Genomic DNA, 20,230 nt, shown 5'->3' on the forward strand with positions numbered 1-20,230 from the left:
CGCCGGAGAACAGGATCACCGGGCGCTCGAACTCGCCCGCCACCTCGCGGAAGACGTGCACCGACTCGGCTTCCAGGGCGTCGAGGTGCGAGAGCGCGAAGGGGCTCTCCGTCCCGGGAAGGCTGTGGGTCGCGGTCGTCATGCCAGGCCCCTCGTGGTCAGGAAGGTGTGCAGTTCGGCAGCCGAGTCGGCGACCGTCCGGCCCTGGGTCTCCAGGCGCAGCTCCGGGTCCCGGGGCGCCTCGTAGGGGTCGTCCACGCCGGTCAGGCCGGAGATCTCGCCGGCCGCCTGCTTGGCGTAGAGGCCCTTCACGTCCCGCTCCGAGCAGACCTCGACCGGCGTCGCGACGTGGATCTCCAGGAAGTCGGTGCCGTTCGCCGCGTGCCGCTCGCGCACGGCGGCGCGCGAGTCGGCGTACGGCGCGATCACCGGGGCGAGGACCTTGACGCCGTTGGCCGCCAGCTTCTCGGCGACGAAGCCGATCCGGGTGACGTTGGTGTGCCGGTCCTCGCGGCTGAAACCCAGGCCCTTGGAGAGGAACTCGCGGATCTCGTCACCGTCCAGGACCTCGACCCTGTGGCCCTCGGCGCGCAGTCGCCCGGCCAGCGCGAACGCGAGGGTGGTCTTGCCCGCGCTGGGCAGCCCGGTCAGCCACACGGTGGCGCCGCGCTCGCACGGGGCGGCCGCGGGGGCCGCCCCTGCGGCTTCCCCGGCGGCCGAGGTGTCGGCTGTCGTCACGGTGAACTCTCCTGGTCGATGGGTTGGTTAACGGTTTTGCTGACGGGCGGTCAGAGGTGGATGCCGCACTCGGTCTTGCCCGAGCCCGCCCACCGGCCGGCCCGCCCCTGCTCGCCCTCGCCGGGCTTGGCGGTGCAGGAGAGCGGGGAGCACCCGATGGAGGTGTAGCCCTCCCACAGCAGCGGGTTGAGCAGTACCCCGTTGGCGTCGACGTAGGCGTCCACGTCGGCCTGGGTCCAGCGGGCGATCGGCGCGAGCTTGACCTTGCGGCGCCTGGCGTCCCAGGCCACCACCGGGGTGCCGGCGCGGGACGGCGACTCGTCGCGGCGCAGCCCGGTCGCCCAGGCGTCGTACCCGGCCAGACCCCGGTTCAGCGGCTCGACCTTGCGCAGCGAGCAGCACAGGTCCGGGTCGCGGTCGTGCAGTTGGGGCCCGTACCGGGCGTCCTGCTCGGCCACGGTGAGCTCCGGGGTGAGCGTGATGACGTTGACCGGCATGACCGCCGCGACCGCGTCCCGGGTGCCGATGGTCTCGGCGAAGTGGTAGCCGGTGTCCAGGAACACCACGTCCACGCCCGGGAGGACCGAGGAGGCCAGGTGGGCCACCACCGCGTCCTCCATCGAGGAGGTGACGCAGAACCGCCTGCCGAAGGTGTCGGCGGCCCACCGCAGGATCTCCTGCGGGGTGGCCTCCTCCAGCTCGCGGCCGGCTCTGGTCGCCACCTGCTCCAGATCAGTCGTGGTGCTCATGCGGTGTACCCCCGTTGGCGGTGGACAGCAGTCCGAGGAACTTCAGCTGGAAGGCCCGGCGGCAGGCCGCGCACTCCCAGGCGCCGTGGCCGGTCTCGTTCGGGCGCAGGTCCTCGTCCCCGCAGTACGGGCAGTGGAACGGTGCGGCGCGCTCGCTCACGACAGGGCCTCCTCGTTCGCGCGGGCGGTCCACTGGGCGAACCGCTCGCCTTCGAGGCGCTCGGCCTGGTAGCGGGTCAGCAGGCGCTCGACGTAGTCGGGCAGGCCGTCCTTGGTGACCTTGAGCCCGCGGACCTTGCGGCCGAACCCGGCCTCGAGGCCCAGCGCGCCGCCGAGGTGAACCTGGTAGCCCTCGACCTGCTCGCCGTTCTCGTCCGTCACCAGCTGGCCCTTGAGACCGATGTCCGCGACCTGGATCCGGGCGCAGGCGTTCGGGCAGCCGTTGATGTTGATGGTCAGCGGCTCCTCGAACTCCGGCAGGCGGCGCTCCAGTTCGTCGATGAGCGTACGGCCGCGCTCCTTGGTCTCGACGATCGCCAGCTTGCAGTACTCGATGCCGGTGCAGGCCATGGTGCCGCGGCGGAACGGGGACGGGGTGACCCGCAGGTCCAGCGCCTCCAGGCCGGCCACCAGCGACTCGACCCGGTCCTCGGCGATGTCGAGGACCAGCATCTTCTGCTCGGCGGTGGTGCGCAGCCGGTTCGAGCCGTGCTCGGCGGCGAGGTCGGCGATCCGGGTGAGCAGCTCGCCGTTGACCCGGCCGACCCGAGGGGCGAAGCCGACGTAGAACCTCCCGTCCTTCTGCCGGTGCACGCCGACGTGGTCGCGCCAGCGGCCGCTGGGCTCCGCGGGTGCCGGGCCGTCGATCAGCCGGTACTTGAGGTACTCGTCCTCCAGCACCCGGCGGAACTTCTCCACGCCCCAGTCGGCGACCAGGAACTTCAGCCGGGCGCGGTTGCGCAGGCGCCGGTAGCCGTAGTCGCGGAAGATGCCGATCACACCGCCGTAGACGTCCGCGACCTCGTCCAGCGGCACCCAGGCGCCGAGGCGGACGCCCAGCCTGGGGTTGGTGGACAGGCCGCCGCCGACCCAGAGGTCGAAGCCGGGACCGTGCTCGGGGTGGACCACGCCGACGAACGCGATGTCGTTGATCTCGTGGGCCACGTCCAGCAGCGGCGAGCCGGAGACCGCGGACTTGAACTTGCGCGGCAGGTTGGAGAAGTCCGGGTTGCCGATGAAACGGCGCTGGATCTCGTCGATGGCCGGGGTGCCGTCGATGATCTCGTCCTCGGCGATGCCGGCGACGGGCGAGCCGAGGATGACGCGGGGGGTGTCGCCGCAGGCCTCGGTGGTGGACAGGCCGACGGCCTCCAGCTTCTGCCAGATGGCCGGGACGTCCTCGATCCGGATCCAGTGGTACTGCACGTTCTGCCGGTCGGTCAGGTCGGCGGTGCCCCGGCCGTACTGCTCGGAGACCTCGCCGATCGCCCTGAGCTGGGCCACCGTCAGCCGGCCTCCGTCGATGCGCACGCGCAGCATGAAGTACTCGGCGTCCAGCTCGTGCGGGTCCAGGATGGCCGTCTTGCCGCCGTCGATGCCCTCCTTGCGCTGGGTGTACAGGCCCCACCAGCGCATCCGGCCGCGCAGGTCGGCGGGGTCGATGGAGTCGAAGCCCTGGCGCGAGTAGATCGTCTCAATACGTGTCCGTACATTGAGACCGTCGTCGTCCTTCTTGAACTGCTCGTTGGCGTTGAGCGGCGTGAAGTGGCCCATGCCCCACTGGCCCTCGCCGCGGTGGCGGGTCACCTTGCGGGCGGCGGCTGGGCGGCGCACGGGTGCGCTGTCGGCTGCGGGCTCGACCGTCTCGGGAGTGGTGGCCATGGTGTCGTCCTTTGGGCAGCAGGCTGGGGGTGGGGCTGGCAACCCGACCGCGAAACTGCTTCCCACCTGCGGATTTGGGCAGGTTCAGGCAGGCAGTGACCTCGGCCGGAGGGCGCCTGTGCAACCGCTTCTGCGGGTATGGCAAGGGGTGGCGCCGGGTGCGGTGGTGGCGGCGGGGTGGGGCTCAGGTCACCGGACAGATGGCGCTGGACACGCGAAGGAGATCGACGTGCAGTCGACCTACCAGGGTGGCTCCGGCGCTTGGCATGGCAAGAGATTCGCACGGCGAGCGACTCGCGGTCCACTAACATCCGAATAGTGGACGCATTGGTTTCACCATGCGATACACCGGGGGCGAGCCGCAGACCGGGCCCGCTGTGTCACCTGCCGCACTGCGCAGGCGAGTCGGAACCGCGCCCGCCGCTCCCCTTATATGCGTCGCCTCCTGCGCGTCGTGCGCGGCGCCCCTCGGCCGGCCGTCCGGCGGGGTGCCCGGCAGCCGGTCGGCGGGGCCCCGGCGGCCGTGCCGCAGGGCGGGCCGGGAGGGGGCACCGGGCCCGCTACCGTAGGGGCGTGCAACCAGCAGGGGAAACCTCCAGGACGACGCCCGACCGGCCTTCGCGACGCCGTGGCAGGCGTCGGCGCGCCGTGCGCAGATCGGCGTGGCGGACCACGCTCTGGGCCCTGCTCAAGGACACCACCAACACCTGCGTCGAGTACCGCGTCACCGGGCTCGCCGCGGAGGCCGCGTTCTTCACCCTGCTCTCCATCCCGCCGCTGCTCCTCTGCCTGGCCGGCACGCTCGGCTACCTGGACGAGATCCTCGGCGCGGGCACCATCGACAAGCTCAAGCACGACATCGTCTCGGCTGCCGGGACGGTGCTCTCGCCCAGCTCGATCGACCAGATCGTCCAGCCGCTGCTCACCGGGGTCTTCGACAACGGCCGCCCCGACCTCATCTCGATCGGCTTCCTGCTCTCGCTCTGGTCCGGCTCGCGGGCCCTGTACATCTTCATCGACACCATCACCGTCATGTACGGGCTCGACGGCAAGCGCGGCATCGTCCAGACCCGGCTGATGTCGCTCGGCCTCTACCTCGGTGCCCTGGTGATCGGCTCGCTCGTGCTGCCGCTGCTGGTCGCGGGCCCGGGGCTGCTGGTCTACGAGCTGCCCACGGCGGCCGGCGTGGTCAACGCGCTGTACTGGCCGGCCACCATCCTGCTGCTGGTCGCCTTCCTCACCACGCTCTACCACGTGGCCGTCCCGGTCAGCACGCCTTGGCGCGAGGACATCCCCGGCGCACTGGTCGCCCTCGGCGTGCTGGTGGTGTGCAGCGTGCTGCTCCGGATCTACCTGATCCACTCGGTGGAGGGCCCGTCGGTGTACGGGTCGCTGGCCGCTCCGGTGGCCGTCCTGCTGTGGATCGGTGTGGTCGCGCTGGCCGTTCTGATCGGCGCCGCGATGAACGCCGCCATAGACCGCAGGTGGCCGACGGTCGAGACCGCCGACGCCCGCGCCGAGAACGAGCGCGCCAACGAGGAGGCCGCGGCGGCGGTGGTCCGCGAGGTCACCGCCCGGCGCGCGGTGGAGCGGGCCCGGCTGGCCAGGGAGCTCGGTCTCGCCGAGGGTCACGAGGACGAGTACGAGGACGACGAGGACGACGGCGACGTCCCGTCCGAGTACCCCGAGCGCTGGGCCGAGATCCTGCCGCCGAAGGACCTGCGCGGCCGCCTGCGCGCCGGCGGCACCCACCGCCGCCAGCCCCCGCCGCCGCCCGACACCGACCGCCCGGCCGCCCCGGCGCCGCACGGCAGCCCCCACCACGGCCCCCGGGCCGACCGGTAGGGCTTCGCCGCGTACGGCATCTCTGCACCGTCCGAACCCGAATCCGGGTGACCGGCATCGGCATCGGCGCGGACCGGCATCGGCAGCAGGGGCCCGGGCGCCTGGCAGGGTGGGCCCGGATTGCGACCGGTGATACGAAATCGTATAGTTCCAAATCGTGCAGTCCGAAATCGTGCAGTCCGAAATCGTGCCGTCCGAGTGGTCGGCCCTGCTGGCGCTCCAGCGGGCCACCCACGCCACCCTCCAGGTGCTCGCCGCCGAGCTGGTCGACCTGGACCTGACCGCCTCCGAGATCAACGCACTGGCCAACCTCGCCGACGGCCGCGGGCGGACCGTGTCCGAACTGGGAGCGGCCGTGGGCACCCGCCCCACCACCCTGACCAGCGTGCTGGACCGCCTGGAGCGGCGCGGTCACATCACCCGGGGCACCCGCCCGGGAGACCGCCGGGCGGTGCTCATCGAGCTCACCGCCTCCGGACGGCTGGCCGCCGCCACGATCCGGCAGGCCGTCACCGACCTGGAGCGCCGAGCGCTCGGCCGGCTGCCCGCCGATGCGATCGCCGGTCTGCGCACCGCCCTGCAGGCCCTGACCGAGGTGCCGTCATGACTCCGCAGCAGTTTGGGACGGAGACCGACGGCCTGCCCGCCTTCGAGGCGCTGATGGCCGAAGTGATGGCGACCGCCGAGCGGTTCGGCCACCGGGAGCACGTCCACCTGACGTGGCTGGCCGTGCGGCGGTGCGGTGTGCCCGCGGCGGTGGGCCTGGTCAGCGACGGCATCCAGCGCACCGCCCGCTACGCGGGTGCGCCCCAGAAGTACCACGTGACCGTCAGCCGGGCCTGGGTGGAACTGGTCGGACACCGCGTGACCGGGCACGGCGAGGGTGACTTCGGCACGTTCGCCGACCGCCACCCCGAACTGCTCGACAAACGTCTGCTGACCCGCTTCTACCGTCCGGCGACGCTGGCCGGCCCGCAGGCGAAGAACGGCTGGGTCGAGCCCGACCTCGCCCTGTTCCCGCGGTAGGACGCCGACCGGCGGCGCCCCGGGCGGAGTCGGCACGATGGCGGCGGCGGAGCAACGGCCGCACCGGTTCGACGGGTTGTGACGAGCGGCCGGGCCCGGAGGGCCACCGCCCGCTTCCGCCCCCCGGGCGGCCCCGGCTACCGCTGCGGGGCGGGCGCGAAGTCGCCCGGCCGGGTGCTCGGTTCACCGTACTCCCGGGGCAACGAACCTGACGGCGTGTCCCCTCGATCACCGGGGTGCCGTCGCGTGGCCAGGTGGAGGCGGCGGGCGGACAGCAGGGCGGCGCCGAGCAGCAGCAGGTCGCGGGCGGCGAGCAGGACGGCCGCCGGCACCGAGCCCTCGACCAGCGCGCGGCCCGTGAACGGGAACACCGCCATGGTCAGCGGACAGGCCGTCAGGACCAGGTGGGCCACCGGCCGCTGCGAGCTCTCCCGGTGCAGCAGGCAGACCGCCGCCAGCGCCACCAGCCACACCAGGTACTGGGGACTCAGCACCCGGCTGGTCACCGTGAACAGCAGCACCGCCGTCAGCGCCGCGTCCGGCAGCACCCACTCCGGCCGCAGGTCGGCCCGCAGCCGCCACCACACCAGCCACCCGAGCGCCAGCGCCGTGCAGACCTCGCTGACCACCGTCATCACCGGGACGTACGGCCCGAGGAACTCCGTCGAGCCGTAGTTGACCGCCAGCCGGCCGGACCAGCCCAGGTGTCGGGCGAGGTGGAACGGCAGCGCGCCGAGCGACTCGAACTGGATGCCCCGCTCCTGCTGAGCCGTCAGGAACCCGTACGCCCCGGGGCAGGCCAGCGCCGCCCCGCCGCCGGCCACCGCCAGCCCGAGCAGCGCCGCCGTCCAGCTGCGCCGGGTGCGGAGCCCGCGAGCGGTGCCGATCAGCAGCAGTACCGGCCATGCCTTGATCAGCGTTCCGAGTGCGACCAGCACCCCGAACGTCCGGTCGCCGCGCGCCGTGCTCCGGCGGCCCGCGAGCAGTGCGGCCACCGCCACGGCGGCCACCACGATGTCGAACCGGGTCCACGGGACGGTCCACAGCAGCGGCAGCCCCGCCGTCCACAGCCAGACCGCCGCCGTGCCGCGTCCGGCTCTGACCGCGGCCCTGACCAGCCCGGCCAGCACCGCCAGGTCGCACAGCGCGCACAGCAGCACGAAGGCGCGGTCGTACCCGACGAAGGGGAACAGCGCGGGGGCCAGGATCACCCCGGCCGCGCCCGGCGGGTACTGCCAGGTGACGTCGCCGATCGGGAAACCGCCGCCTGACATGACGTCGAACCAGCCGTGGTAGACCCGCGAGACCGAGTAGTCGAGCGGGTCCGTCGTCGCGAACGGCCCGACCTTGAGTGCGCCGGCGACCAGGACGGCCCGGCTCAACAGCCAGACGAGGACGGGCCGGACGATGGGTGGGACGCGTCGTCGGAGGTGCGGAGTCATCGAACCAGTCTGTCAACCCGTCAGTTCGGAACGGACACCGGTGTTCCGCATACTGAATGATCGTGACCACCGACAAACCACCGACGCCGGACCGCCGCTGGCCCGTCGTACTGCCACCGGCCCTGCTGACCCTCCTGCTCGGACTCTGGGGGATCGAGCGGGGCGGAAGCATCTGGCGCGACGAGGCGGTGAGTTACCAGGTCGCCCACCGCAGCCTGCCCGAGATCTGGCGGATGCTCCACGGGATCGACGCGGTGCACGGGCTGCACTACCTCCTCCTCCACACCGTCTTCCGGTTCTGGGACGGCGGTCTGCTCGCGCTGCGGCTGCCCTCGGTCCTGGCCATGGTGCTGGCCGCCGCCGCGCTGGCCGAGATCGGCCGGCGGCTCGCCGGGCCGAGGGCCGGACTGCTGGCCGGGCTGGTCTTCGCGCTGGTGCCCGCCGTGCAGCAGTACGCGCAGGAAGGCCGCAGTTACGCCTCGGTGTGCGCGGCCGTGGTGGTCGGCAGCCTGCTGCTGGTCCGGGCCTGGCAGCGGCCGGGGGCCTCGGCCTGGGCGGCGTACGGGGCGGTGATGCTGCTCGGCACCCTGCTGCACGAGTTCGCCGTGCTGGTGGTGGCCGGGCACGCGGTGACCCTCTGGTGGGGGCGGGCCGGGCGGCGGGTGTGGCGCGGCTGGGCCGTGACGACGGCGATCGTGCTGGCGGGGCTGCTCCCGCTGGTGCTGATCAGCCGTGCGCAGGCGGACCAGGTCGCCTGGATCAGGCCGCCGGACTGGTCCGACATCTGGGCCCCGGCGCTCACCAGCGCCGTCGGTGCGCTCTGCGCCTGCCTGCGGCAGCCCGCCGTCCCCGGTGCGGCGCTCCGGCTGCGGGTACTGGCGCTGCCGCTGCTGGTGCTTCCTCCGGTGGTGCTGATCCTGGTCTCGTACCTCGACCCGCTCTACGTGGACCGCTACGTCGTCTTCAGCTACGCGGGCCTCGCCCTGCTGCTCGGCCTGGCGCTCGACCGGGGCTGGGCCCGGCTGCCGCGTGCGCTGACCCGGTGGCCGACCGCCGGGCGGCCGGTGGTCGCGGCCTTGGCCCTGTCCGCACTCGTGCTGGCGCCGCTGCCGCTGGAACGCGGTCTGCGGACTCCGCAGAGCAGGCCCAACGACGTGGCCGCGGCGGCGCGGGCAGCGCGGGACCTCGGGCGCCCGGGCGATGCCGTGCTCTTCGTCCCCGGTGCCCGCAGGGAGGCCGCGCTCTACGACCCCTCCGCGTTCGCCGCCCTGGCGGACGTCGCGCTGGACCGGAGCGGCGCGGACTCCGGCACCATCAACGGCGTCGAGGCCGCACCGGAGCGGATCCGGGCCGCCCTGGCCACGGTGCACCGGGTCGTCCTGGTCACCGACCCGCGCCCACGGGCCGGCGCCTCCGCGCGCGACCGGGCCAAACTCGCCGTGCTCGCCGCCCGGTTCGGGCCCTGTCGCAGTACGGCGGTCCGCGGCATCACGGTCACCCTCTATGCGGCCCGGGGTTCCTGCGGCTGACGCCGGAGGTGCCGGCCGGGGTTCGGAGCGGTGGCGGGATCGCCGCGACTGCGTCAACTCGGCTGGTCCCGGCGGTGGTTGCCGCCTCGATCGACAACTCTCCCGACCGGCCCGGATACCGGTTTGACTCCGTCGGGCAGTCGGCGCGGATGCGCGCGCCGACGCATCCGGACCCCGGGCCGGGCCGTCCTGCCGGGGTCGGCCGGGCCCGGGGGCGGGCTAGACGAGCGGAACCGCGCCCGGCAGGACATCGGCGCGGAAGCTGAGCTCACCCTGCTGGCAGGCGGTGACCCGGACCAGGCCGGAGGGGAGCAGCTGGGCCTCGATCCGGCACGGGGCGTCGAGCTCGACGTAGCGGTGGAAGGCGGTCTCCATCGCGACCGGCAGCGCCGGGTGCGGGTGCAGGACGGCCTGGGTCGCCTGGCGGGCCGCTTCCAGCAGCAGCATGCCGGGCACGTGGTCGACGGGATGGTCGAAGTACTTGGGGTGCGAGGTGTCCACCCGCAGCTGCCAGGCGCGGCCGGGGCCGTCGTGGCCCGCGAGCGGCGAGAGAAGTACGTCCTCGGGCCGGTGCCGGCCGGACTCGCCCGCGGGAACGGGCGGTTGGAGCGGGAGCGCGGAGGCCATGGCCCGCGAGGCGTCCCCGTGGTCGGCGCGCAGCCGGCGGTAGACGGCGGGGGCCTGGATGGTGAAGCGCGAACGTGCGCGGGCGTGCAGCATGCCGTCGCGGAGCAGTTCGACGTGCATGGTCATCGCGACCGGGCGACCCCGGCGCCGGACCGGATCGGTGCAGAGCACGCGTAACGAGAGCTCCACGGGGCCGAGTCGGGTGCCGGGGTGTAACACGTCGGGGATCAGTGCGTAGCGGTAGCTCTCCCAGACCAGGTGCTGGTCGAGCGGGATGTCGTATCCGACGTGGCAGAGCAGTGGGAAGAGCTGACGGACCGTCTCGGTCACCAGCAGCGGCTCGTACGACCCGTCCTCGGCCAAGTGGAAGGACTGGTTCTCGGGCCAGCGCGCGGTGACGGTGAAGGCATCGGGGGAAGTGCGCTGCCAGTCCGTCAGGAAGACCTCGTCGGGATCGAGCTTGTGCACGAGGTGCTGGGGGACGGTTCTCCCGGACATGGCTGCGGCGGGGGCAGTGTGCGTAAGGTTGGACATATCGGGCGTCTCTCAACTCCGAGTGCAGCGCTTCTCGGTACGCGGGTTGAATACTGCGACGGTCAAAAAATAAAGTACGTTCAGTTTTTTGTCGATGTCCCAGGAGCGAGTTGATGGCACAGCCTAAGCAGGAACGGGCTATCCGCAAGCGGTGGTTGATCCTCGAAGCCGCAGCCGAGGTTTTCGACCGGCACGGGTACTCCGGGGCGGCGATCAGCAAGATTATGGAGCGGGCCGAGACCACCCAGGGGGCGGTCTACTTCCACTTCAAGTCCAAGGAGGACCTGGCGCGGGCGGTCATCGTGCACCAGGCCGACAAGCTGGACCTGCCGAAGTCCCCCCAGGGGTTGCAGCAGTTGGTCGACCTCACCCTCTACCTGGCGGTCGAGCTCCGGCACAACGTGCTGCTCCGGGCCGGGGTGCGCCTCGCCGTCGAGCAGGAGGAGTCGGGGCTGGCCGAGTACTCGGTCTACGAGTGGTGGATCGAGCAGTTCTCCAAGGAGCTGACCGTGGCCCGGGAGCGCGGTGAACTCCTGCCCGACGTGGACGGTCGGGGCTTCGCCCGGCTCCTGGTGGCGGCCTTCACCGGCACCCAGGTCATGTCGCAGATCTCGACCAACCGGGCCGACCTGCCGGAGCGGATCGCCGAACTCTGGCGCTACCTGCTGCCGGGGCTCGCCCGGCAGGAGGTGCGGGAAGGCCTGGTCATCGACACCAACCACCGTGGGGCGTGGTCATGACGGTGCGCATCGCGCTGACGGGTGCGACCGGATTCATCGGGTCGACGGTACTGCGCACGCTGCTCGGCCAGGGGGTGGAGGTCCGCGCCCTGGTGCGGGGGGATGCGTCGCAGGACGGCGCGGTGCACCGGGTGCCCGGGGACCTCACCGACCGGGCCTCGCTCCGCGAACTGTGTTCCGGTGCCGAGGTCTTACTCCACCTGGCCGCGCGGGTCGGCGGCACCGCCGAGGAGTGCGAGGCGGTGAACTCCCGGGGCACCGGGGCGCTGATGGCGGAGGCCGTGAGGGCCGGGGTGCCGCGCATCGTGCAGCTGTCCACGGCCGCCGTCTACGGCTGCGGCCCGCACCGGGGCATTCCGGTGGACGGGGTGCGCCCGGAGCCGGTGTCCCACGCGAGCAGGACCAGGCTGGCGGCCGAGGGGTTCGCCCGGGAGGCCGGCGCGGTGGTCCTGCGGCCGGGCCTGGTGCTCGGCGCGGGGGACCGCTGGGTGGTGCCCGCCTACTTCGAACTCGTCCGCAGGGTACCGGCGTTGTGGGCCGGCGGTACCGGCCTGCTGTCCGTGGTGGAGGTCCGCGAGCTGGCCCGCCTGATCGCCGCGCTCGCGACGGCGGCGGATCCGGTCGAGCCCGGCGTCTACCACGCGAGCCACCCGCGGCCGGTGGCGGTCGGCGAACTGCTCGCCGAACTGACCCGGCACGGGGTGCTGCCGCCGCAGTCCGGGCCCGACCTGTCGTGGCCGGAGTGCGTGCGGGTGTTGGCGCAGACGCAGGGGAGGGTGTCGGAGCGTCAGTTCTCGCTGCTGGCCCGGGACCACTGGTACCGCAGCGGGGAGATCTGGGAACTGGCGGACTGTCCGGCCGGCCCGGGGGCGTTGGCGCGGCTGGGTGACGCGGCCCCGTGGTACCGCGAGCACCTCGCGGCGGCCGAGCGGCCGAAGTGAGCTGAACTCCTCCCCGCTGGAAGCGGCGTGGCGTTCCGGGGTCACCCCCGGACGGCTCGGGCCATCCGGGTCTCCGGTCGTCTCCGTGCCTCGGGACACCTCGGGTCGGCTGCGGGCCCAGGGCCGCCGCCGGGGTCCTCGGGCCGCTCGGAAGCGGAGGTTTCCGTTCCACCCAAAAACAAAGAGAGCGTTCTGTATTATTCTCGGGTCGGTCAGGTTGTGACACGTGACGGAGGGGAGGCGGGGCCCGCAGGGTCCGGTGGCGCAGGCCGGGCCGCACCGGTGTCGCGGAACGATGTCGTCATGCGCTATTTGCAGACCGGTCAATATTGGTGTGCTAGCGTTCGGCGCGTACCTGCACGGTCGGTCGTGGGCGAAGGTCGAACGTATTCGTCGGCGTCATCCGATGTTCAGAGCGCGGTGAATCACGAGTCCGCTCCCATGGGCTGCGTCCGATTGTTCGTCGGGCCCGGGTGGACTTCCTTTTTGAATGCTGCAGGGTCGGTGGCCTGCGCTCACCGGAGTCCATGCTCGCCGTCCACTGCCGCTTCCCGGAGAATACGGTGGAGGGTGACCGGGTCATGCACGTTTTACTCGGGCCGCATGAACTGCCGCTGCGCGGTCGTGTCGCCGAGATGTCCAGAATCCGTGAGCTGATTTCCTCGGTGGAGGCTCTCGGCAGCGTACTGCTCGAATTCGAGGGAACCACCGGCGCCGGGAAATCCAGGATGCTCCACGAGGCCGGGCGCATGGCGGAAGGGCTCGGCGTCCCGGTCCTGAACGGGCTGCGCGGCGGTGTGGACTCGGGCGGTCCGCTGGTCGTCCTGCTCGATGACCTCCACCGCGCGGGTGCCGAGGACGCCAGGGCGCTCAACACCCTGCGCGGACGGGTCGCGGACACCCCGACCGTCTGGTGCGTCGCCCGCCGGCGCGGATCGGCCAACGGCCCGGTGGACAACGCCCTGCTCTCCATGACGATCCATCAGGAGCAGCTGGTGCTCGGTCGGCTGGGCGAACCGGAGGCGCACGCGCTCGCCGCCGACCTGCTGGGGGCCGAACCCGATGCCGCCCTCTGCCGGGTGCTGTCCGAGGCGGGCGGGCACCCCGAGGCGCTGAGGGCGCTGGTCGAGGGAGTGCGGGAGGAGGGCTTCCTGGCGCTCGGGCCGACGGCCCGGCTCACCTCGTACGCGACCCCCGAGCGGGTCCGGGTCCTGGTGCAGCGGCTGTTGCACGACTGCTCCGCCTTCTGTCGCCGGATGCTGCGGGTGGCGGCCGTACTGGACCGCCGGATCGCCTTCGACGAACTGGCGGGGCTGCTGGGCACCACGCCGGCCAACCTGCTCCCCGCCTTCGACGAGGCGGTGATCGCCGGGCTGGTGCGCGGTGACACCGGTGACCTCGCCTTCGCGAACGAGCTCTTCTGGCGGACGACCTGCGAGTCGATGCCGCCCACCGTGCGGACGGCACTGCGGCGGCAGGCCGCGGCCCAGCGGGCGCAGCAGTTCCGGGTGCAGGGGCCGGCCGGGCCGGCCGGGCCGGCCGGTCCGGTGCGCGCCGGCGTCGGGCCGGGCCGTGGGTTCGGCGCCACGGCCCTCGCGCACCGCGGGGTGCCGGCCCTGGGGGCCTGGGGCCGGCAGTCCAGGCAGGCTCAGCAGCCCTGGCAGCCCTGGCAGCCCTGGCAGCCCTGGCAGGCCGGACGCGGCGCGGCCGCCCTCGGAGCCGGCGGCGTTCAGGTGCCGCACCCCGGCCCACACGGGAGCGGGCGACCGGCGGGCCCCGCCGCCGGAACGGCCGCTGAGGGGTGGGCCGGTCCAGGCCCGATCGCCCCAGGCCCGATCGCCCTCGGTCCGACCGTTTCGAGTCCGACCGTTTCGAGTCCGGCCCTTTCGGGTCCGCTCGCTGCAGGGTCGGTGGCCGACCTCACGGAGGGGCCGGTGGAGGCGGGCTGGGGAGGGCTCACCGAGCGCCAGCGGGTCATCGTCCGGCTGGTGATCGGTGGACTGACGAACCGTCAGATCGCCGAGCGGGTCTTCCTGTCCCCCCATACGGTCAACTATCACCTGCGCAAGATCTACCAGGCCTTCTCCATCGGTTCCCGGATCGATCTGCTGCGGCTGGCGCACGAGTACGGTGCGGGGCCCGGCGGGGCGAGCGGACGCCGGACCAACTGACCCTTCCGGCAGACCTGTTGCGGCGGCGGCGTCGGCGGCGTCGGCGGCGACCGGGGTCGGGCGGGGCCCGGCGGGGCGGGGTCCGGGCCGGGCGTGGATTAATCGATGGCGTTCCCGGACGGACCCGCACTACCGTGGTGCCCGTCCGGGAGGGCCCATCGGTGGCCGCGCCCCGGGCTGTCGACCGTATCGGCTGTCGAGTGACGAGGGAGGTGGGGGCTGTGGTGGCTGTCGTTGTCCGGCGCGTTGCCCGTGCCAAGAAGACCGGCGTTCCTACCTCCGTGGTCTCCGGCCGACCCACTCCCACACCCATGCGCTGACGCCCGAGCGTCGGGCGCGCACGGCCGGGGCCACCCTTTCTTCCGAAGGGTCACCCCCGTTGAACAACTCCTCTGTCGCCCTCCCGCTGTCCGGCTTCGGCTGGGACGAGGCGCGGGCAACCGAGTTCACCCCCCTCGCCGAGGCCGGGCTCACCCCTGCACGCATCGCACGGGTGGACCGCGGCCAGTGCGAGGTCGTGCTCACCGACCCCGAGTCGGGCGAGCTGCGGACCGTACGGGCCGACTCCCGGCCGGTCCACGACACCGACCCGGTCGGCAATCCCTGCACCGGTGACTGGGTGGCCGTCGACCTGGCGGCCACGCCGCTGCCCACGGTGGCGGCGCTGCTGCCGCGCAGTACCGCGATCGTCCGCAAGGGCGCGGGCAAGCGCTCGGACGGACAGGTCCTGGCGGCCAACATCGACTCCGTACTGATCGCCGTCTCGCTCGCGGCCGAGCCCGATCTCGGCCGGATCGAACGCTTCCTGGCGCTGGCCTGGGAGAGCGGTGCCGACCCGCTGGTCGTCCTCACCAAGGCCGACCTGGCGGACGACGCCGAGTACATCAGGGCCGACGTCGAGGGGATCGCGCCCGGCGTGCCGGTCCTGGTGGTCAGCGCCGAGACCGGCGAGGGGCTGGACGTCCTGCGCGCCTGCCTCGGCGGATCGACCGCGCTGATCGGCCAGTCCGGAGCGGGCAAGTCCACCCTGACCAACGCGCTGACCGGTACCGAGACGATGGCCGTCCAGCAGACCAGGGACCGGGACGAGAAGGGCCGGCACACCACCACCGCCCGGGAGTTGATCCCGCTGCCCGGTGGCGGCGTGGTCATCGACACCCCCGGGCTGCGCGGCGTCGGCCTGTTCGGTGGCGAGGGGCTCCGGCAGGCTTTCGGCGAGATCGAGGAGCTCGCCGAGGGCTGCCGCTTCCACGACTGCGGCCACCGCACCGAGCCCGGCTGCGCGGTGGCCGCCGCCCTGGCGGACGGCACGCTCCCGCAGCGCAGGTGGGAGAGCTACCTCAAGCTGCAGCGCGAGAACGAGTGGAACGCCTCCCGGACGGACGCCCGGCTGGCCGCTGCCCGTCTCCAGCGGTGGAAGAGCATCACCAAGTCGATGCGCGGGCCGCACAACCCGACCCGCCGCTGAACCCCGCGCCGGGCCTCCGGGTGCGGCCGCTCCTGATCGCAGGGGCGGCCGCACCGCCGCGGGCCCGGGGGCAGGTCCGGATCGTGCGCCGCTGACGGCCGCGTCCGATTTCCGCCAGTCGACGCCCCTGCGGTGACGCAGACTGGACAGCGTGATCGACGACGACACCCGATACCGAGCCGTGGACAGCCGGGACGCCCGCTTCGACGGGGTGTTCTTCACGGCCGTCCGCACCACGGGCATCTACTGCCGGCCGAGCTGCCCCGCGGTCACCCCGAAGCGGGCGAACTGCTCCTTCTACCCCACCGCGGCGGCCGCTCAGGGCGCCGGCTACCGGGCCTGCCGTCGCTGCCGCCCGGACTCCGTCCCCGGCTCGCCCGAGTGGAACCACCGGGCGGACCTGGTCGGCCGGGCGATGCGGCTGATCGGCGACGGCGTGGTGGACCGCGAGGGCGTCGCCGGGCTGGCCGACCGACTCGGCTACAGCTCCCGCCAGTTGCAGCGCCAGCTGACCGCCGAACTCGGCGCGGGCCCGCTCGCCCTGGCCAGGGCCCAGCGTGCGCAGACCGCCAGGCTGCTGCTCCAGACCACCGGACTGCCGGTCACCGAGATCGCGTTCGCGGCCGGCTTCGCCTCGGTCCGGCAGTTCAACGAGACCGTCCGCGAGGTCTACGACCGCACCCCGAGCGGTCTGCGCGCGGAGGTCGCGACCGGCCGCCGGAACACCGTGCGAGCCGGTTCGATCAGCCTGCGCCTCGCCTACCGGGGCGCCCTCGACACCGAGCACCTGATCGACTTCCTGGCCCTGCGCGCCGTCCCCGGCGTGGAGGAGGTCGTCCCCGGCGCACAGCCCGGTGTCCGCACCTACCGGCGCACCCTCGCGCTCCCGTACGGCCACGCCGTCGCCGAGGTGGACGGCCCGGGCCCGGCCGCCGACCCCCGCCGGGGCTGGCTGGACTGCCGCCTGAGCCTGACCGACCTGCGCGACCTCACCACAGCCGTGCACCGGTTGCGCGCCCTCTTCGACCTGGACGCCGACCCGGACGCCGTGGACACCCGGCTGGGCGCCGACCCGGTCCTCGGCGACCTGGTCCGCGCCCGCCCCGGCGTCCGTTCGCCCGGCCACGTGGACCCGCACGAGCTGGCGGTACGGGCGGTGCTGGGCCAGCAGGTCTCCGTCGCGGCCGCGCGTACCCTGGCCGGACGGCTCGCCGACCGGTACGGCGTGCCGCTGGCGGAGCCCAACGGCGGGTTGCGGGTGCTCTTCCCGAGCGCCGCCGCCCTGGCCGGGGCGGACCCGGGCGACCTGGCCATGCCGCAGTCCCGCCGCCGGGCACTCACCGGACTGTGCGCCGCGCTCGCCGACGGCACGGTACGGCTGGACGGCGGCGTCGACCGCGAGCAGGCGGCGGCCGCGCTGCTGGACCTGCCCGGGATCGGACCGTGGACGGTCGGCTACCTGCGGATGCGGGCCCTCGCCGACCCGGACGTCTTCCTGCCCACGGACGCCGGCGTCAGGCACGGGCTGGTCCGCCTCGGACAGCCGGGCGACCCGGTGGCGGCCGCCGCGATCGCGCAGACCTGGGCGCCGTGGCGCTCGTACGCCGTCCACCGGCTGTGGTCCACCGCTCCGGCGGTGAACCCGGCAGCGGGACGGACGACTTCGAACAGTGTGAAGGGTGAGCAGGCATGACAACGGTGTTCACGACCATGGAGAGCCCGCTGGGCGTGCTGCTGCTGAGCGGCACCCTGGACGGCAACGGACCGGCCGCGCTGACCGCGGTGACCGCACCCGGCCAGAAGGGCGCGCTCTCGGAGCCCGCCCCCGACTGGGTGCCGGACGCGCTGCCGCTGGCCCCGGCCGTGGAGCAGCTGACGGCCTACTTCGCCGGTGAACTGACCGTCTTCGACCTGCCGCTGGCGCCGGTCGGCACGGAGTTCCGGCAGCAGATCTGGCACGCCCTGGACGACATCCCGTACGGCACCACCGTCACCTACGGTGAACTCGGCGCGGCCGCCGGGAAGTCGCCGCGCGCGGTGCGGGCGGTCGGCGGCGCGGTGGGCGCCAACCCGCTGCTCGTGGTCCGGCCGTGCCACCGGGTGATGGGCGCCAGTGGCGCGCTCACCGGCTTCGCGGCCGGGGTCGACCGCAAGCGCTGGCTGCTGGAACTGGAGCGCGGAACGCTGTTCTGACGGCCGCTGTCCGCTGCCGCCGGACCGTTGCCGGTTCGGCCGACCGCGGGGCGGACGGGTCACAGGCCCGTGCGGTCCTCGGGCAGACCCGGGCCGGTCAGCGCCTTGGCCAGCTGCTCCAGGCCGGGCAGGGCGCGCATGACGGCCTCGCGGTCCGCCCGCGACAGGCTCTCCAGGGCGTCGGCCATCCGGCGCTCGTGGGCGTGCTGCCAGTCCCTGAGCTGCTGGTGGCCCGCCTCGGTCAGGGCGATCCGGGCGGTGCGGCGGTCGCCGGGATCGGCCTGCCGGTCCACGAAACCGGCCTCCAGCAGCTTGCCGACCAGCCCGCTGACGGTGTTCGGGGCCAGGCGCTGGCGTGCCGCCAGTTCGCCGACCCGCAGCGGCGCGGCGGCCAGCGTCTGGAGCAGCTCGACCTGGGCCATCGGCAGCGACTCCCAGGGGTACTCGGTGCGGATGCTGCTGCGCAGGGCCCGGCGCAGTCTGGTGATCACATCCGTGAGCCGCTGGGCGCGCTCGATCGCTGCCGCCTTCTCCAGCACGGACTCACCACCGGTGAGGGTGGGGTCGGAGGAGGCGGAAGAGGGGCTGGGCAGCGACGGCATGGCGGAAAGCGTATCTCCTCCCAGGCGCGTGGTTCGGTCGGTGACCAGCTCGGTAGACGATTGCATCCCATGTCGAGATGATCGATAGGGGACAGGGTCGGTTCAAGAATAGTTCGGCATCCGATATATTCTGGGTATGAGCACCGACCGCCGGCCACGACTGCTCGACGGCACCCGACTGCTCGACAGCCGCCTGCTCGCCGAGCACCCCCGACCCCGGGCGATAGCGGTCTGGCGGCACGCCCACTGGCTGGCCGTCGGGACGGTCTGCCTCGGCGCCTTCCTCGGGCAGCTCACGGCCAGCATCACCGTCCTGGTCTTCCCCGCCCTGGAACGCGGGTTCCAGGCCAACTTCGCCGCCGTGGAGTGGGTGGCGCTCTCGTACCTGCTGGTCCTGGTGGCCCTGCTGGCCCCGGTCGGCCGGCTCTCCGACCTGGTCGGACGGAAGACCGTGTACCTCGGCGGCTTCGCCGTCTTCGCCCTGGCCTCGCTCGGTGCCGGGTTCGCCACCGATCTCGCCGAACTGGTGGTCTGCCGGGCCGTGCAGGCCGTGGGCGGCGCCATGATGCAGGCCAACAGTGTGGCCCTGGTCGCGCGCGGTGTACCCGAACGGGCGATGCGCACCGCGCTCGGCATACAGGCGGCGGCCCAGGCCCTCGGCCTCGCTCTCGGTCCGACCCTCGGGGGACTGCTGGTGGCCCACGCCTCCTGGCGCTGGGTGTTCTGGATCAACGTCCCGATCGGCGTCCTCGGCATCCTGGCCGGCTGGTTCCTGCTGCCGCGCACCCACCCCCGGGGCCGTCCGGTCCGTCCGGTCCGTCAGGTCGGCGAACGGTTGGACGGCCTGGCAGGGCGCGGCGGAGCGGTGCCGGTCGCCGCCGTGCGGCCCGTCGGCGGGGACGGGCGGATCAGTGGGGAGGGAAGGTTCGACCTGCTCGGCCTGGTCCTGCTGGCCGGCTCCTCGACCGCACTGCTGCTGGCCCTCTCCGTGGCCTCCGGCCTGCCGCTGCCCGGCTGGGCGGCGGGTGGTCTGCTGCTGCTCGCGGCGGTACTGGCGGTCGCCCTCGCCCGGCAGGAGCAGCACGCGGACCGTCCGATCATCGCCCCCGGACTGGTCAACACTCCCGGGATCCGGGCCGGTCTGCTGGTGGCCCTGATCGGCTACCTGTTGCTCTTCTGCCCCCTCGTGCTCGGCCCGGTGCTGCTCGTGGGCGAGGGGCTCCCGGCCGCCACCGCCGGGCTGGTGATCACAGCGCTGCCGGTCGCCTTCGCGTTCGCCGCCACCCTCGGCGGGGTCCTGCTGCCCCGGCGCTGGTCCGACGCCGCCCGCTGCCGCTGCGGCGCGCTGCTCGCCGGGCTCGGCTTGGTACTCACCGTCCTCACCGCTCTCCCGGTCCTCCCCGTGGAACCGGTCTTCGTAACGGGCTGCACCCTGGCGGGCTTCGGCCTCGGACTGCTGCTGCCCGCCAACAACGCCCTGGTGATGCGGGCGATCCCCGCAGAGAGCTCGGCGGTCGGCGGTGGCATGGTCAACATGGTCCGCAGCCTGGGCACCGCCCTGGGGACCGCGCTGCCCGTCCTCGGTGTCCACCTGGCGGGCCGGGCAGCCGGAGGAACGACGGTCCTGCTGCTGCTGGTCGCGGCCGCCGCGCTGGCGGCGCTGCTCTCCAAGGGCGCACCCGCGCGCGAAGCCGTGCGGGTACCGGCCCCCGCCCGGACACGGGCGAACCGTTGAGGTGCTGAC

Annotated in this window: 19 protein-coding genes and 1 pseudogene; 11 read left to right on the plus strand and 9 right to left on the minus strand. The window is 73.3% G+C overall.

Translation table 11 applies throughout. The features are described 5' to 3' along the window. The 6 genes and pseudogenes from ACFC1R_RS34950 to ACFC1R_RS34975 form a co-directional block, all read right to left on the minus strand. A pseudogene (locus ACFC1R_RS34950) lies at positions 1-142 on the minus strand (sulfate adenylyltransferase small subunit); the annotation flags it as partial. Beyond that, on the minus strand, positions 139-738 hold the full coding sequence (gene cysC, locus ACFC1R_RS34955) for an adenylyl-sulfate kinase (protein ID WP_375945687.1): 600 nt from the start codon (positions 736-738) through the stop codon (positions 139-141). The pseudogene ACFC1R_RS34950 and the gene cysC, both read right to left, overlap by 4 nt. A gap of 50 nt (positions 739-788) precedes the next feature. Continuing rightward, complete coding sequence (locus ACFC1R_RS34960; RefSeq protein ID WP_375945689.1) at positions 789-1,487, minus strand: phosphoadenylyl-sulfate reductase; 699 nt, start codon at positions 1,485-1,487, stop codon at positions 789-791. Continuing rightward, positions 1,471-1,647: a hypothetical protein gene (locus ACFC1R_RS34965; RefSeq protein WP_375945691.1), complete on the minus strand. Its 177-nt coding sequence runs from the start codon at positions 1,645-1,647 to the stop codon at positions 1,471-1,473. Before ACFC1R_RS34965 ends, ACFC1R_RS34960 begins: the two co-directional genes overlap by 17 nt. Continuing rightward, positions 1,644-3,368, minus strand: a complete 1,725-nt coding sequence (locus tag ACFC1R_RS34970) for a nitrite/sulfite reductase (RefSeq protein WP_375945693.1) — start codon at positions 3,366-3,368, stop codon at positions 1,644-1,646. The genes ACFC1R_RS34965 and ACFC1R_RS34970 overlap by 4 nt, the downstream gene beginning before the upstream one ends. A 184-nt stretch (positions 3,369-3,552) precedes the next feature. Then, positions 3,553-3,636, minus strand: a complete 84-nt coding sequence (locus ACFC1R_RS34975) for a putative leader peptide (protein WP_317634116.1) — start codon at positions 3,634-3,636, stop codon at positions 3,553-3,555. Positions 3,637-4,016: 380 nt separating this feature from the next. On the opposite strand from ACFC1R_RS34975, the gene ACFC1R_RS34980 reads away from it, so the two are divergent. The 3 genes from ACFC1R_RS34980 (at position 4,017) to ACFC1R_RS34990 (ending at position 6,239) form a co-directional block, all read left to right on the plus strand. After that, positions 4,017-5,213 carry a YihY/virulence factor BrkB family protein gene (locus ACFC1R_RS34980; RefSeq protein WP_375945695.1) on the plus strand — a complete coding sequence of 399 codons (1,197 nt, stop codon included), beginning with the start codon at positions 4,017-4,019 and terminating at the stop codon, positions 5,211-5,213. A 157-nt stretch (positions 5,214-5,370) separates the two neighbouring features. Continuing rightward, complete coding sequence (locus ACFC1R_RS34985; protein ID WP_375945697.1) at positions 5,371-5,820, plus strand: MarR family winged helix-turn-helix transcriptional regulator; 450 nt, start codon at positions 5,371-5,373, stop codon at positions 5,818-5,820. Continuing rightward, entirely contained in the window at positions 5,817-6,239 is a 423-nt protein-coding gene (locus ACFC1R_RS34990; protein WP_375945699.1) for a hypothetical protein, read from the plus strand. Before ACFC1R_RS34985 ends, ACFC1R_RS34990 begins: the two co-directional genes overlap by 4 nt. Before the next feature lie 137 nt (positions 6,240-6,376). Here ACFC1R_RS34990 and ACFC1R_RS34995 read toward each other — a convergent pair whose 3' ends face one another. Next, complete coding sequence (locus ACFC1R_RS34995; protein WP_375945701.1) at positions 6,377-7,681, minus strand: glycosyltransferase 87 family protein; 1,305 nt, start codon at positions 7,679-7,681, stop codon at positions 6,377-6,379. Positions 7,682-7,743: 62 nt separating this feature from the next. Between ACFC1R_RS34995 and ACFC1R_RS35000 the strand changes: the two genes are divergently transcribed. Further along, positions 7,744-9,210, plus strand: a complete 1,467-nt coding sequence (locus tag ACFC1R_RS35000; protein ID WP_375945703.1) for a glycosyltransferase family 39 protein — start codon at positions 7,744-7,746, stop codon at positions 9,208-9,210. Between the two features lie 219 nt (positions 9,211-9,429). On the opposite strand, the gene ACFC1R_RS35005 is transcribed toward ACFC1R_RS35000, so the two are convergent. After that, positions 9,430-10,335, minus strand: a complete 906-nt coding sequence (locus ACFC1R_RS35005; protein WP_375945705.1) for a ScbA/BarX family gamma-butyrolactone biosynthesis protein — start codon at positions 10,333-10,335, stop codon at positions 9,430-9,432. Positions 10,336-10,484: 149 nt separating this feature from the next. Here ACFC1R_RS35005 and ACFC1R_RS35010 point away from each other — a divergent pair, with 149 nt between their 5' ends. The 6 genes from ACFC1R_RS35010 (at position 10,485) to ACFC1R_RS35035 (ending at position 17,884) form a co-directional block, all read left to right on the plus strand. Then, complete coding sequence (locus ACFC1R_RS35010; RefSeq protein WP_375945707.1) at positions 10,485-11,111, plus strand: ScbR family autoregulator-binding transcription factor; 627 nt, start codon at positions 10,485-10,487, stop codon at positions 11,109-11,111. Continuing rightward, complete coding sequence (locus ACFC1R_RS35015; protein WP_375945709.1) at positions 11,108-12,052, plus strand: NAD-dependent epimerase/dehydratase family protein; 945 nt, start codon at positions 11,108-11,110, stop codon at positions 12,050-12,052. Before ACFC1R_RS35010 ends, ACFC1R_RS35015 begins: the two co-directional genes overlap by 4 nt. Positions 12,053-12,687: 635 nt before the next feature. Further along, positions 12,688-14,223 (plus strand): LuxR C-terminal-related transcriptional regulator, encoded by a 1,536-nt coding sequence (locus tag ACFC1R_RS35020; RefSeq protein ID WP_375945711.1) that lies wholly within the window; start codon positions 12,688-12,690, stop codon positions 14,221-14,223. Positions 14,224-14,602: 379 nt separating this feature from the next. Continuing rightward, positions 14,603-15,691, plus strand: a complete 1,089-nt coding sequence (gene rsgA / locus ACFC1R_RS35025; RefSeq protein WP_375945712.1) for a ribosome small subunit-dependent GTPase A — start codon at positions 14,603-14,605, stop codon at positions 15,689-15,691. A gap of 151 nt (positions 15,692-15,842) precedes the next feature. Beyond that, positions 15,843-17,384 carry a DNA-3-methyladenine glycosylase 2 family protein gene (locus ACFC1R_RS35030; RefSeq protein ID WP_375945714.1) on the plus strand — a complete coding sequence of 514 codons (1,542 nt, stop codon included), beginning with the start codon at positions 15,843-15,845 and terminating at the stop codon, positions 17,382-17,384. Further along, positions 17,381-17,884, plus strand: a complete 504-nt coding sequence (locus ACFC1R_RS35035) for a methylated-DNA--[protein]-cysteine S-methyltransferase (RefSeq protein ID WP_375945716.1) — start codon at positions 17,381-17,383, stop codon at positions 17,882-17,884. Before ACFC1R_RS35030 ends, ACFC1R_RS35035 begins: the two co-directional genes overlap by 4 nt. A gap of 59 nt (positions 17,885-17,943) precedes the next feature. Here the strand turns inward: ACFC1R_RS35035 and ACFC1R_RS35040 are convergent, their stop codons facing one another. Beyond that, complete coding sequence (locus ACFC1R_RS35040; protein ID WP_375945718.1) at positions 17,944-18,486, minus strand: MarR family winged helix-turn-helix transcriptional regulator; 543 nt, start codon at positions 18,484-18,486, stop codon at positions 17,944-17,946. 136 nt (positions 18,487-18,622) lie between these two features. Between ACFC1R_RS35040 and ACFC1R_RS35045 the strand changes: the two genes are divergently transcribed. Then, a complete protein-coding gene (locus ACFC1R_RS35045) occupies positions 18,623-20,221 on the plus strand; it encodes an MFS transporter (RefSeq protein WP_375945720.1) in 1,599 nt (532 codons plus the stop codon). Positions 20,222-20,230: the final 9 nt, after the last annotated feature.

Source organism: Kitasatospora sp. NPDC056138 (genome assembly GCF_042264695.1).
In the GTDB taxonomy this organism is placed as follows: domain Bacteria; phylum Actinomycetota; class Actinomycetes; order Streptomycetales; family Streptomycetaceae; genus Kitasatospora.

Coding starts and splice junctions, on each gene's coding strand:
- ACFC1R_RS34960 (WP_375945689.1), bottom strand. CDS start 1,487: ATGAGCACCACGACTGATCTGGAGCAGGTGGCGACCAGAGCCGGCCGC.
- ACFC1R_RS34970 (WP_375945693.1), bottom strand. CDS start 3,368: ATGGCCACCACTCCCGAGACGGTCGAGCCCGCAGCCGACAGCGCACCC.
- ACFC1R_RS34975 (WP_317634116.1), bottom strand. CDS start 3,636: ATGCCAAGCGCCGGAGCCACCCTGGTAGGTCGACTGCACGTCGATCTC.
- ACFC1R_RS34990 (WP_375945699.1), top strand. CDS start 5,817: ATGACTCCGCAGCAGTTTGGGACGGAGACCGACGGCCTGCCCGCCTTC.
- ACFC1R_RS34995 (WP_375945701.1), bottom strand. CDS start 7,681: ATGACTCCGCACCTCCGACGACGCGTCCCACCCATCGTCCGGCCCGTC.
- ACFC1R_RS35005 (WP_375945705.1), bottom strand. CDS start 10,335: ATGTCCGGGAGAACCGTCCCCCAGCACCTCGTGCACAAGCTCGATCCC.
- ACFC1R_RS35010 (WP_375945707.1), top strand. CDS start 10,485: ATGGCACAGCCTAAGCAGGAACGGGCTATCCGCAAGCGGTGGTTGATC.
- ACFC1R_RS35015 (WP_375945709.1), top strand. CDS start 11,108: ATGACGGTGCGCATCGCGCTGACGGGTGCGACCGGATTCATCGGGTCG.
- ACFC1R_RS35020 (WP_375945711.1), top strand. CDS start 12,688: ATGTCCAGAATCCGTGAGCTGATTTCCTCGGTGGAGGCTCTCGGCAGC.
- ACFC1R_RS35035 (WP_375945716.1), top strand. CDS start 17,381: ATGACAACGGTGTTCACGACCATGGAGAGCCCGCTGGGCGTGCTGCTG.
- ACFC1R_RS35040 (WP_375945718.1), bottom strand. CDS start 18,486: ATGCCGTCGCTGCCCAGCCCCTCTTCCGCCTCCTCCGACCCCACCCTC.
- ACFC1R_RS35045 (WP_375945720.1), top strand. CDS start 18,623: ATGAGCACCGACCGCCGGCCACGACTGCTCGACGGCACCCGACTGCTC.